The sequence below is a fragment of the Aliivibrio sp. A6 genome (assembly GCF_028765505.1).
Classification (GTDB): Bacteria; Pseudomonadota; Gammaproteobacteria; order Enterobacterales; family Vibrionaceae; genus Aliivibrio; species Aliivibrio finisterrensis_A.
Genome location: NZ_JARACR010000022.1, coordinates 58,649 through 71,296, shown reverse-complemented (window position 1 = coordinate 71,296; position 12,648 = coordinate 58,649). Strand labels below are relative to the sequence as shown.

Genomic DNA, 12,648 nt, shown 5'->3' with positions numbered 1-12,648 from the left:
ATTGGAACAGATCTATACTTAAATGGTCATATTATTAATTATCGGTATTGAGAGTTTTTATGTTTAAGAAATTGAGTACGCTATTAAAAAAAGTCATGCATGAAGCGAGTGACGGTAGTGCAGGTGAAGTCGCTTCGATGCATTTAGCAATGGCGTCTTTATTATGTGAAGTATCAGGTGCCGATCACCAGAGTGATGAAAGAGAAGATAACGCAAAATTACAGCTATTAAGTAAATTATTTGATATTAACGACGAACAAGCAAAGACTTTATTGTGTGAAGCTACGGCTAAAAGTAAAGCCTCAACGTCTTTATATGAGTTTACGACTAAGTTGAGAGCATTGATGCCAAATGAGCGTTACGATCTAATCGAAGCCATGTGGACGGTAGCGTATGCCGATGGTGTGATTGAACCAATGGAAGAGGCGGTGATTCGTCAGGTATCCGATTTGATTTATCTTGATCATCTTGAGTTTATTCGAGCAAAGCTTGCCGCAGCACCACAAGCATAACGCAGTGAAGCCTGTTATATCACAGGCTTTTATTTTTAATAACCGTTGTCAAAATCCACTCAACAGATTTAAATTGATTTAGTAATTCAGAAATGAGTGGTGGATCGGCAAGGATAATATCGGCTTTTCTAAGATCATGACAAATTTCAAGATCAGGAAGATCCTATAGCTCAAAAAGTGAGAGGTAGCTCTCTTTTTCTTTTGAAATGATAAGTAATTTGTTCATAACCTTCCTTTTGTCATTCGTGGTTATCAAGTACACTTAAAGCGTCATTTTTTTATAGTGTAGAATCGTATATGTTACGCAATCCTATCCAAGTTCGTTTAGAAAAGTTTGAACCATGGCAACAAATTACTTTTATGGCTTCTTTATGTGAGCGTATGTACCCAAATTACGTACATTACTGTGAAGCAACCGGCTTTGCTGAGCCTCAAACCTATCGCGTTATACTCGATAGTATTTGGGAATTATTGACCGTTAAAAATGCCAAGATTAATTTTGAACGTCAATTAGAAAAGCTAGAAGAAATGATCCCTGAGTTAGATGATGATTCAATTTACCTGACTTACCCAGCAATTGATGCTTGTGTTGCGTTATCGACTTTCTTACACGGGATCTTAGATCGTGATGTATTAGAAGAAGCCATGTTTAAGATTAGCCAGCTATCAGTAATGACAGTTGCTCAGCTGGTTGAAGCGCAAACGGGCGAAGAAGTGACAGATGAAAATCAAAAAGACATTGATGTGATTTGTGAAGAGTGGGATGTCCAGTGGGCAATTTTCCGACCACTTCGTGAAGCAGAAGAGCGTGATATTGATTTAATTAAAGACTTACGCCAAGAACTAAGAGACGAGAATGTAAGTAATATCGGTCTAGAGCTAGATTACTAATTTTCTGACGTTACAAAAAAAACCGATGAATATTCATCGGTTTTTTAATTTAAAGGGGCTTGCTAACACCTTTAACTATTCTTTCTCTTCTTCTACATCGGTATTATCGATAACACCGTGCTTGTTTTTCCAGTTAGTCCAACGCTGTTGAGCTAGTTGCTGCATATCTGTAGTTTTATCTGCTTCATCAATGATCTCTTCACCAACCATATATTCAAAGATATCTTCTAAAGTAAGCAGGCCTTGTACCGTGCCGTATTCATCAATCACGAGCGCTAACTGTGCTCTGTGTTTCATTAAGTGTTCAAATGCTTTCGGTAGTGTTGAAGTACTGATAACGACTTGAATTGGGCGCATAACAGAACCAAGAAGGCGTTTTCCTTGGCCTTTATGCATTGCAGAGAATAATTCTAAGCGATGGATAAAGCCAACAATGTTATCGCTGTCTTCACTGTAAACTAATGGACGTGAAAATGGGGTTTCTGCGCAATCTTTTATAAAGTCTTCCACCGTCATTTCAGCATTAACACGAAATAAAACGGTTCTTGGTGTCATGACTTGAGTCACTGGTACATCTCTAATATTTAGAATATTAGTTAAGATTTTTGACTCACCTTCTGCAAATTCACCATTCTCTTTTGCAAGCGTGGCCATAGCAGCAATTTCATCTCGTAATTTTGGCGCTTGATGTCCACGAGCTAAACGTTTAGTTAATTGCTCTGACGCCCAAACAACAGGGCTTAATAACAGCACCATCCAATGCAGCATTCTTGCAGCCATTGGAGCGAGTTGGCGCCAGTAGGTTGCACCGATAGTTTTCGGTACAATTTCAGAAAATAATAAGATTGCGAACGTTAAGAACGCAGAGAAAACACCTAGCCACTCACTACCGAAAACGATAGACGCTTGAGCACCAGAAGCCGCAGCACCCGCAGTATGGGCAATAGTATTTAGGGTTAAAATTGACGCTAAAGGGCGATCTACATTGTTTTTTAGTTGCGTTAATCTTTCGGCAGCAGGGTGGTTCTCTTGACGCATTTGAGCCAAATAGCTTGGGCTGATACTAAGTAAAATAGCCTCAAGTACAGAACAAATGAAGGATACGCTAATAGAAATGGCAATATAGATGGATAAAATAAACATTATTAATCTCAAAAAAGTAAGCAAGCCCTTATAAAATGGGTGCTGATCGGCCAAAAAGCAATGCCTCACAAATGAAAAATAGTGACAAATTGTGAGACGTTACTCAGTTTGTGTCTAAAGAACGCGCATTCTGTAGCAAGAAGTGTGACAAACCTTTGCCAGATGGGGGCTTTATGCATTAGAGTTACTAGGATTTCAAAAAATAGAAGGGAAACCCTAATGAATAAAACCCAGTTAATTGATGCTATTGCTGAAAAAGCAGACCTATCAAAAGCACAAGCAAAAGCAGCTCTTGAAGCGACTCTAGAAGGCGTAACTGGCGCACTTAAAGATGGCGAGCAAGTTCAACTTATCGGCTTTGGTACTTTTAAAGTTAATCATCGTGCAGCACGCACTGGTCGCAACCCTAAGACTGGTGACGAGATTCAAATCAAAGCTGCGAATGTTCCTGCATTTGTTGCTGGTAAAGCACTGAAAGAATCAGTGAACTAAGATATACTTTGCCGAGTTAACCCTTAACTCGGCATTTTTATGAAGCGCATTCTATCTACCTTACTTCTCTCTGCATTTCTTTTTGGCTGTTCATCAAGCCCATCAGATGAGCAACGCATCAAATCAGTCACCTTAACCGGTGGTCAAATCCAAGGTGATGCAACCAGTTACTATTGGTATACACGTCGACTACAACAGTCTCTAACTGCGTCAGATTACGTTACTATGGGTGATTATGGTTGGTATAAAACAACTTATCGCTGGGAAAAAAACGTATTAGTCGAAGCCGTTCGTGAAGGTGAGATGTTAGATAATACTGACGGCCTCATCCCTTACATGATGCACGTTCGTTATAATGGCAATGGAGAGGCAGTGTATCAACGCTATCGTAAAGAGGGTCGTATATTCCCATTGATGCCTAATCAACTTGCTCAATTCCAAGACCAATCTAAGTATTTAATCACAAAGGTAGAAGGTTTGGATAAAGAAGGTGTTGCTTTATATCAAGGTGAGTGGGATGGCGAAACATTTTATTCTTGCGATGGTCAGCAATACGATCAATTAGAATTCAATCAAATCTTACCGAATTTTGTCGTCGCACGATTATCCGGCTTAGACAGTTTTATCTCATTTTTAGGTGAAGAGAAAAATCGCGATAAAAAAGTATTAAAAATGTCTGAATTATTGTTGTTAACAGATGATAGCTACACTTGTGTAGATCGACCTGAATTAATTGAAGAGTAATACCAACTTCATTAATTATTTGATCATTATTACGCAGGAAAATAGATCATTTAATTAGTTACATTGATATAAAAAGGCGCTGTGATAGCGCCTTTTGTTTTTCTGTAGCTGTTATTTGTAAGTTAAGTCATTACTTATCTTCTAATTCACGCGCAATGGCACGGTAACCAATGTCATTGCGATGGAACATTCCATTCCAGCTTACTTGTTTCGTTAACTCGTACGCACGTTGCTGAGCTTCTAAGACTGTATTTCCTAATGCTGTTGCACAAAGTACGCGGCCGCCATTTGTCACAACGTCGCCAGCTTCGTTATTTGTGGTGCCTGCGTGGAAGATCTTTTGACCTTCAGCTCCTTCTGAAGGCAACGAAATAACGTCTCCTTTTGCATAATCCGCTGGATAGCCACCAGCAGCAAGAACAACACCGATAGAAGCGCGTGGATCCCATTTAGATTCTGCTTCATCCAGTTTCTCGTCGATAGCCATTAGACAAAGTTCAACAAGATCCGATTCCATACGCATCATAATAGGTTGTGTTTCTGGATCACCAAAGCGACAGTTGTATTCGATGACTTTTGGCGTGCCATCAGCATCAATCATCAAACCAGCATATAAAAATCCAGTGTAAGGAGCGCCTTCAGCATCCATTCCACGAACCGTAGGATAGATAACTTCTTCTAGAATACGATTATGGATTTCAGGAGTAACAACAGGAGCAGGAGAGTACGCGCCCATCCCCCCGGTATTAGGGCCTGTATCTTTATCTCCCACACGTTTGTGATCTTGGCTAGTTGCCATTGGTAGAACACTTGCGCCATCAACCATCACGATAAAGCTTGCTTCTTCACCTTCTAAAAACTCTTCAATAACGACGCGGCTACCAGCCTCACCAAAGACATTGCCTGCTAGCATATCTTTAATCGCGTCTTCTGCTTCTTCTAGTGTCATTGCAACGATAACGCCTTTACCGGCAGCAAGGCCATCAGCTTTAACGACAATCGGTGCGCCTTGTTCACGCACGTAAGCTAATGCAGGTTCAATTTCAGTAAAGTTTGCATAAGAGCCTGTTGGGATATCATGACGAGCTAAAAAGTCTTTAGTAAACGCTTTAGAGCCTTCTAGTTGTGCTGCTGCTTTTGTAGGGCCAAATATAGGTAATCCTGCGTCACGGAATGCATCAACAACGCCGATAACTAATGGAGCTTCAGGGCCAACGATTGTCAGCTCAATTGCTTTCTCTTTTGCAAAGGCCACAAGAGCTGTTATGTCTTCAACATCAATCGCTACGTTTTCTAGTTTTGGTTCAAGCGCTGTACCTGCATTACCTGGAGCGATAAATACCGTTTCAACGTTTGGGTTTTGTGCTGCTTTCCAACCTAGTGCGTGCTCACGACCGCCGGCACCAATAATCAATACATTCATGTTTTAAAATCCTTATAGCTGCTTCAGAGCCTTTATTTCTGTGTCAAACATGCTCACTTATGGTCATAAGCTCTGCGTGTTTTCCTTGAACTAAAGTCACTGATTTGCTCTACGTATTTCAAATATCGGAATATTTAAAAAAACAAAATAATAAGTTTTGCTCAAAGTAGTTGGTGCTTACGCGATTCAACTATTCGAGGTCTCTTTAAATCAGTGGGAGCGCTAACAAGGCGTAGTCAACGCAGTTACCGCCCCAATGATGACAAGAGAACTAGTGGCGGAAGTGACGCATACCCGTAAAGATCATTGCCATACCATGTTCATCGGCAGCGGCGATAACTTCATCATCACGCATAGAACCACCCGGTTGGATAACACATTTGATACCAGCTTCTGCTGCCGCGTCGATACCGTCACGGAATGGGAAGAATGCATCTGATGCCATTGCACAACCTTCAACAACCAAACCTTCATCAGCGGCTTTAATACCGGCGATTTTCGCAGAGTAAACGCGGCTCATTTGGCCTGCGCCAACACCTATAGTCATGTCACCTTTAGAGTAAACAATCGCGTTAGATTTAACGTATTTAGCTACTTTCCAGCAGAACAGTGCATCTTTTAACTCTTCAGCCGTTGGTTGACGTTTAGAAACCACTTTAAGCTGATCTTCAGAAACCATGCCTTGGTCGCGATCTTGAACTAGCAAACCGCCGTTAACGCGTTTCACGTCAAAGCCAGTTGTTTTAGACGTCCACTCACCACATTCAAGTAGGCGAAGGTTTTTCTTAGCCGCTACGATTTCTACTGCTTCAGCAGAAACAGAAGGAGCGATGATAACTTCAACGAATTGACGCTCAGTGATCGCTGTTGCTGTTGCTGCGTCTAACTCACGGTTGAATGCGATGATACCGCCAAATGCAGACGTTGGATCTGTTTTGAATGCGCGGTCATAAGCTTCAAGAATATTGTTACCTAGGGCAACACCGCATGGGTTAGCGTGCTTAACAATCACACATGCAGGTTCATCGAACTCTTTTACACACTCAAGTGCCGCGTCAGTGTCAGCGATGTTGTTGTAAGACAGGGCTTTACCTTGGATTTGGCGAGCAGTAGACACTGATGCTTCTTCAGGATTGGCTTCAACGTAGAATGCCGCTGCTTGATGGCTGTTCTCACCGTAGCGCATGTCTTGTTTTTTCTCGAACTGTTGATTGAACGTGCGTGGGAATTTGCTCTCTTCATCACCTTCCTTGTTCTCTCCATAAGAAGGAACCATAGTACCGAAGTAGTTAGCAATCATGCCATCATAAGAAGCGGTGTGCTCGAAGGCTGCGATAGCTAAATCAAAGCGAGTTGCTTGAGTAAGAGATTTCTCGTTAGCGTCCATTTCAGTAATAACGCGATCGTAGTCGTGCGCGTTTACAACGATGGTAACGTCGTTGTGGTTTTTTGCTGCAGAACGAACCATTGTTGGGCCACCGATATCGATGTTCTCAACAGCGTCAGCAAGGGTGCAACCTTCTTTTGCTACGGTTTCTGCAAATGGGTATAGGTTAACAACAACCATATCGATAGGGTTGATGCCATGCTGTTCCATAATGCCGTCATCTTGGCCACGACGACCAAGTACACCACCATGAACTTTAGGATGAAGAGTTTTAACGCGGCCATCCATCATTTCTGGGAAGCCTGTGTAATCAGATACTTCAGTTACTGAGATGCCTTTTTCAGCAAGCAGACGAGCGGTACCACCAGTAGATAGGATATCTACTCCGCGCTCAGTCAGTGCTTGAGCAAATTCTACAATACCAGTTTTATCAGATACGCTAATTAGCGCGCGACGGATCGGACGTGCGTTATTCATGACTACTTTCTTCCTTTAGAATTAAGTTAGGATTTTTGCCAAAAATGAACTTGTTCTGCTCTATTTCTTGTTTAAGGAGAAGCAGATATTGGCCAGTTTTGGGAAACACCCTAATTGAAAAGAGTAAAGTATTAAGTGTTGTATTAACGTAATGGTGCATATTCTAACTAAACTTAAACAAAAAAGCTCGCGCAATCGATTGCATCCATAGAAAAAGATGTCATTTTTATTAAAAAACGATACAAATAAAGCGCATAAAGAGAGGGAAAAGACGAAATGAAAATGTATTTGATTGGAGAGTTGGCAAAACGATGTAATGTAACTAACGACACATTACGCTTTTATGAGAAAAATGGGTTACTTATACCATCAGGCAGAAGCAGTAGTGGGTATCGTCTTTATAATGATGATAATCTTGCTCAAATTCGTTTTATTTTAAAAGCTAAGCAGTTGGGCTTAACGTTAGATGAAATACAAGAGTTACTCGACATTAGATTGGAAGCAACAAAGCACAGTTGCGCTGAGGTAAAAGCGATTACTCAAACTAAACTAAATACAATAGATAAAAAGATTGAGCAACTCACTGAAATTAGAACCGCGCTAAAGCGAATTAATGATGCTTGTTGTGGTCATGTTGACGAAGATGCCTCTCATTGCTCTATTCTTTCTGCCTTAGCTGAGTTAGAAGAGAAAAAAGCATAAATTATTGTGCCTGTTTACTCAAGATGTTGATAAAATGGTCGATAATTAGTGGAAAGAATACGAGCGACAATTAGGTGAGAGCCAATTAATGGAAAAACAATACGTAATGAAATTGCTTTCCGCTCTGAAAGTTATCGATAAAAAAATCAGTGAGCAAGGGAAGGCAGTAATGGAGCTTGATGCTCGTATTAAGCGTATTGAAGCTCAGAATGCCAAGATCGCTAAAATGATTGATGGTGTTGGTGCTCAAGGTTCGAATACCGCGGGAGCCGCAGCTGATTTAAGTGAACTTGATGAGCGTTTAAAAGGCATTGAAGAAAAAACAGCAAAAGCCGTTGAGCTTATTCGCTCAGGAGCTGGTGCTGGTGGTGGCAAGAAACGAGCTTGGCCGCCATAGTAGGTAAGAGATTTAAAAGCCGATATTACAGAAATGTAGTATCGGTTTTTTTATATCTGTTGATCAAAGAAAGAGATGAATGCCGTTATCTTAGATATAAAAAAAGCAGCGTTAATTGCTTAACACTGCTTTAAATTTTCGAAATAAGGCGTGACTAGTTCATGCCGTATTTTTTAAGTTTTTTACGAAGCGTACCACGGTTGATACCCATCATGTTTGCTGCTTTAGTTTGGTTGCCGCGAGTATGCTGCATGATCATGTCTAGTAGAGGTTGCTCTACTTCAGCTAATACTAATTCATATAAGTCGTTAACTTCTTGACCATTTAGTTGGCCTAAGTAGTTTTTCAGCGAAGCCTTAACAGAATCACGTAGTGGTTTCTGAGTAATTTGGTCTTGTGCTGTAACTGTTGTAACTGTTAATGCTTCTGAAGTCATAGATTGATCGAACATATTCTGTTTAGCTCTTCTTTTATTATGATGCAACGTGGTCGAAATAGCTTTCAAGTTGATGGAGTTGCTGTGAAGCGTCCTCTATCGCGTTAAAGCTGCGGCGGAAATCGGTTGCTTGCTCATGCTCTTTTAAGTACCAACCCACATGCTTACGAGCAATGCGAGGGCCTAAAAATTCACCATAAAACTGGTGAAGCGCATGGACATGACCAAGTAAAGTGGTCTTCACTTCTTCAATTGGAAGAGGTGGCATGATTTCGCCCGTTTCTAAATAATGTTGGATTTCTTTAAAAATCCATGGCCTACCTTGTGCAGGACGGCCGATCATTAAAGCGTCAGCGCCTGTATACTCAAGCACAAAACGAGCCTTTTCCGGTGAGTCGATATCACCGTTCGCTATAACCGGAATAGAAATCGCTTCTTTTACCGCTTTAATGTTGTCGTATTCAGCTTCACCTTTGTACATACAAGCTCTGGTTCGCCCATGAAGCGCTAAAGCTTGGATGCCACATTGCTCCGCCATTTTTGCAACCTGAACACAGTTTCGGTTGTCTGGATCCCAGCCTGTACGCGTTTTCAGAGTTACCGGAACGTCAACGGCATTTACAACGGCTAATAAGATCTCTTCAATCAAATCAGGTCGCTGTAATAATGCGGAACCAGCAAGTTTCTTATTCACCTTCTTAGCAGGGCACCCCATATTGATATCGATGATTTGAGCACCGGTTTCAACACAGTGTTGCGCAGCTTCCGCCATCAACTGTGGATCTGCCCCCGCAATTTGTACCGAGCGAATACCAGATTCACCTTCATGTACCATGCGATTTTGGGACTTAGATGTTTTCCATAGTTTTGGGTTAGAAGACATCATTTCGCTCACAGCCATGCCTGCACCATAGCGCATACATAACTCACGAAAAGGCCTATCGGTTACACCAGCCATAGGAGCAACGATAAGATTGTTCTTTAATGTATATTTACCTATCTGCAAAACATCCACACACGTTTGTGTCAGCAAGGGCGCGCATTTTACGCATTTTTTGCTCGCCTGAAAAGACCAAATTTTGAGCATTTACAAATAGTTTATGCAATTTGTTTATATTTCAGTCAATTAGGCGGTTTTATGCCTCAAATTTAGTATTGAGGCATTGAAGTTTTTTTTAGGAAGAGTAGGTCTGAGGGACGATTACTTCTTAATTCCTGAGATTCTGCACCATTCTTGCTGCTCGGCAATAGCATCAAGGGTGAAGTTATCTGCGTAGTATGAAGCAACATCATTTGCTTGAGTATCCAAGACACCAGACATAGCTAGCACGCCACCAGGAGCAACGTGAGCGGTAATAATACTTGAAAGTTCACGAAGTGGGGCTGCAAGAATATTAGCAACAACGACGTCTGCAACAAGGTTCTCTGGCTGATCTTGAGGTAAGAATAATTCAAGTTGATCGGCTACGCCATTACGAGCGGCATTGTCTTTTGATGCGGTGATCGCTTGAGGATCAATGTCGATCCCAACGACTTTTGCAGCACCTAGTTTGATCGCTGCGATCGCTAAGATGCCAGAACCGCAGCCAAAGTCGATAACGGTTTTGCCTTTAAGGTCAATACTTTCTAGCCATTCAAGACAAAGTGCTGTGGTTGCATGCGTGCCTGTACCAAACGCAAGGCCAGGATCAAGCATAACATTAACCGCATCTGGCTCAGGGATTTCACGCCAGCTTGGGCAAATCCATAAGCGCTCACCAAACTTCATTGGGTGGAAGTTATCCATCCATTCACGTTCCCAGTCTTTGTCTTCAAGTTGTTCAACTTTATAAGCAAAGTTATCATCAAGTACCGTGCTTGCTTTTAATTGTGCAATCACTAAATCCATGTCGGTTTCTGCATCATAAAGAGCAACAATATCCGTTTCGCCCCATAAACGAGTCTCTCCTGGAAGAGGTTCAAAGATAGGGACATCTTTTGCATCTAAAAACGTTATAGAAAGAGCACCCGTCTCTTCCATTAGCATGTCACTGATTTGTTCAGCATTTTCAGATGTTGCATTTAGTTTTACTTGAATCCAAGGCATGGGGATCACTTTGTTTAGTTGAAAATATCGGCGAATTTTACCATAGAAAAAGGCCGTGAGTGTAATCACTCGCGGCCTTTATTTACTTCTTTAACTTAAGATGAAAAATTGCGTTCTATTGAAGGCCTAATTTTTTCTCAAGGTAATGGATGTTTGCACCGCCGTGTTGGAAGTTCTCATCATTCATAATATCTAGGTGTAAAGAGATATTTGTATTGATGCCTTCCACAATCATTTCGCTTAATGCGTTTTTCATACGAGCGATAGCAACATCACGATTTTCACCGTAAGTGATTAACTTACCGATCATTGAATCGTAATGTGGTGGTACTGTGTAGCCTGTATAAATGTGAGATTCCCAACGAACGCCCATACCACCTGGTGCATGGAAACGCTCAATTTTACCCGGTGAAGGTAGGAAGCGAACAGGATCTTCAGCATTGATACGACACTCAATTGAGTGACCACGTAGTTTGATGTCTTCTTGAGTAAACGAAAGAGGTTGACCTGCGGCAATACGCAGTTGCTCTTTGATTAAGTCGATACCCGTTACCATTTCAGTAATTGTGTGCTCAACTTGAATACGTGTGTTCATCTCAATAAAGTAGAACTCACCGTTTTCGTATAAGAATTCAAATGTACCCGCACCGCGGTAAGCAATATCGATACACGCACGTGTACAGCGCTCACCGATGTATTTACGCATTTCTTCGGTAATACCTGGTGCTGGTGCTTCTTCAACTACTTTCTGGTGACGACGCTGCATAGAGCAGTCACGCTCACCAAGGTGAATCGCATTACCTTGACCATCGGCAATTACTTGAACTTCGATGTGGCGAGGGTTTTCAAGGAATTTTTCCATGTAAACCGTACCGTCACCAAAACAAGCTGTTGCTTCAGCACGAGTCATTGCGATTGCTTCGATTAGATCTTTTTCTGCACGAACAACACGCATACCACGACCACCGCCACCACTAGAGGCTTTGATGATTACAGGGTAGCCAATGCGTTTTGCAAATGATTTGTTTTTCGCTTCGTCATTATCTAGCGGGCCATCAGAACCAGGTACACAAGGTACGCCAGCTTTTTTCATTGATGTAATCGCAGATACTTTGTCGCCCATCATGCGGATAGTTTCCGCTTTAGGACCAACAAAGATAAAGCCAGAACGCTCAACTTGCTCTGCGAAGTCAGCATTTTCAGCTAAGAAGCCGTAACCTGGATGAACAGCAACAGCACCTGTCACTTCTGCCGCACTAATAATGCGAGGAATGTTTAAGTAGCTGTCGGCACTGCGTGCAGGACCAATACAAATGGTTTCATCAGCAAGCAATACATGCTTTAAATCACGGTCAGCAGTAGAGTGAACTGCAACCGTTTTAATACCAAGCTCTTTACATGCTCGCAAGATACGTAGTGCAATTTCACCACGGTTTGCGATAACTAATTTATCTAACATAGTGACCTCTATTATGCGATCACAACAAGTGGTTGATCGAATTCAACCGGGTTACCGTCTTCAACTAAAATAGCAGTAACAGTACCAGACTTGTCCGCTTCAATTTGGTTCATCATTTTCATTGCTTCAACGATACAAAGTGTATCGCCAGCAGTAACTTGTTGACCAACTTTAACAAATGGTTTTGCGTCTGGGCTTGAAGCGCCGTAGAACGTACCAACCATTGGAGAACAAACTTTATGACCAGCAACTTCTGCTGGAGCTTCAGCGATAGGTGCTGTAGCAACAGGAGCTGCTTCTGCAACAGGAGCTGCTTCTGCAACAGGAGCAGCTACAGGTGCCGCAACTTGTTGTACTGGTGCTAGTTGAGCTTGAGGTGCTACAGCACGGCTGATGCGTACTGACTCTTCACCTTCAGAAATTTCAAGTTCTGCAATGCCAGACTCTTCAACTAGTTCAATCAGTTTTTTAATTTTGCGGATATCCATTGTGTAATCTC

14 protein-coding genes are annotated in these 12,648 nt (G+C 41.7%); 6 read left to right on the top strand and 8 right to left on the bottom strand.

Going from position 1 to position 12,648, the window contains the following annotated elements; translation table 11 throughout:
- Positions 1-59: 59 nt before the first annotated feature.
- A complete protein-coding gene (locus tag PVK70_RS13440) occupies positions 60-512 on the top strand; it encodes a tellurite resistance TerB family protein (protein WP_130048509.1) in 453 nt (150 codons plus the stop codon).
- Positions 513-809: 297 nt separating this feature from the next.
- A complete protein-coding gene (locus PVK70_RS13435) occupies positions 810-1,403 on the top strand; it encodes a YjaG family protein (protein WP_130048510.1) in 594 nt (197 codons plus the stop codon).
- A gap of 75 nt (positions 1,404-1,478) precedes the next feature.
- Here the strand turns inward: PVK70_RS13435 and PVK70_RS13430 are convergent, their stop codons facing one another.
- Positions 1,479-2,546, bottom strand: a complete 1,068-nt coding sequence (locus PVK70_RS13430) for a CNNM domain-containing protein (RefSeq protein WP_130048511.1) — start codon at positions 2,544-2,546, stop codon at positions 1,479-1,481.
- 219 nt (positions 2,547-2,765) lie between these two features.
- Between PVK70_RS13430 and PVK70_RS13425 the strand changes: the two genes are divergently transcribed.
- Both PVK70_RS13425 and PVK70_RS13420 read left to right on the top strand, forming a co-directional pair.
- A complete protein-coding gene (locus PVK70_RS13425) occupies positions 2,766-3,038 on the top strand; it encodes an HU family DNA-binding protein (RefSeq protein WP_122033826.1) in 273 nt (90 codons plus the stop codon).
- 39 nt (positions 3,039-3,077) lie between these two features.
- Positions 3,078-3,782 (top strand): DUF1481 domain-containing protein, encoded by a 705-nt coding sequence (locus PVK70_RS13420; protein WP_130048512.1) that lies wholly within the window; start codon positions 3,078-3,080, stop codon positions 3,780-3,782.
- A gap of 130 nt (positions 3,783-3,912) precedes the next feature.
- On the opposite strand, the gene purD is transcribed toward PVK70_RS13420, so the two are convergent.
- Positions 3,913-5,205, bottom strand: a complete 1,293-nt coding sequence (gene purD / locus PVK70_RS13415; RefSeq protein WP_130048513.1) for a phosphoribosylamine--glycine ligase — start codon at positions 5,203-5,205, stop codon at positions 3,913-3,915.
- Between the two features lie 271 nt (positions 5,206-5,476).
- Entirely contained in the window at positions 5,477-7,069 is a 1,593-nt protein-coding gene (purH, locus tag PVK70_RS13410) for a bifunctional phosphoribosylaminoimidazolecarboxamide formyltransferase/IMP cyclohydrolase (protein WP_130048514.1), read from the bottom strand.
- A 282-nt stretch (positions 7,070-7,351) separates the two neighbouring features.
- On the opposite strand from purH, the gene zntR reads away from it, so the two are divergent.
- Positions 7,352-7,771, top strand: a complete 420-nt coding sequence (gene zntR / locus PVK70_RS13405; protein WP_130043996.1) for a Zn(2+)-responsive transcriptional regulator — start codon at positions 7,352-7,354, stop codon at positions 7,769-7,771.
- 88 nt (positions 7,772-7,859) lie between these two features.
- A complete protein-coding gene (locus PVK70_RS13400) occupies positions 7,860-8,168 on the top strand; it encodes a hypothetical protein (protein ID WP_130043803.1) in 309 nt (102 codons plus the stop codon).
- Between the two features lie 154 nt (positions 8,169-8,322).
- On the opposite strand, the gene fis is transcribed toward PVK70_RS13400, so the two are convergent.
- The 5 genes from fis to accB all read right to left on the bottom strand — a co-directional run bounded on the left by fis (position 8,323) and on the right by accB (position 12,637).
- Positions 8,323-8,619 (bottom strand): DNA-binding transcriptional regulator Fis, encoded by a 297-nt coding sequence (gene fis, locus PVK70_RS13395; RefSeq protein ID WP_005421285.1) that lies wholly within the window; start codon positions 8,617-8,619, stop codon positions 8,323-8,325.
- A 22-nt stretch (positions 8,620-8,641) separates the two neighbouring features.
- Complete coding sequence (gene dusB, locus PVK70_RS13390) at positions 8,642-9,610, bottom strand: tRNA dihydrouridine synthase DusB (protein ID WP_165367202.1); 969 nt, start codon at positions 9,608-9,610, stop codon at positions 8,642-8,644.
- Positions 9,611-9,805: 195 nt separating this feature from the next.
- The gene (prmA, locus tag PVK70_RS13385; RefSeq protein WP_130048516.1) at positions 9,806-10,690 is read right to left on the bottom strand and encodes a 50S ribosomal protein L11 methyltransferase; all 885 of its coding nucleotides are present in this window, start codon (positions 10,688-10,690) and stop codon (positions 9,806-9,808) included.
- 115 nt (positions 10,691-10,805) lie between these two features.
- On the bottom strand, positions 10,806-12,149 hold the full coding sequence (gene accC, locus PVK70_RS13380) for an acetyl-CoA carboxylase biotin carboxylase subunit (protein ID WP_130048517.1): 1,344 nt from the start codon (positions 12,147-12,149) through the stop codon (positions 10,806-10,808).
- Positions 12,150-12,160: 11 nt separating this feature from the next.
- A complete protein-coding gene (gene accB / locus PVK70_RS13375; protein ID WP_130066616.1) occupies positions 12,161-12,637 on the bottom strand; it encodes an acetyl-CoA carboxylase biotin carboxyl carrier protein in 477 nt (158 codons plus the stop codon).
- Between the last annotated feature and the right edge of the window lie 11 nt (positions 12,638-12,648).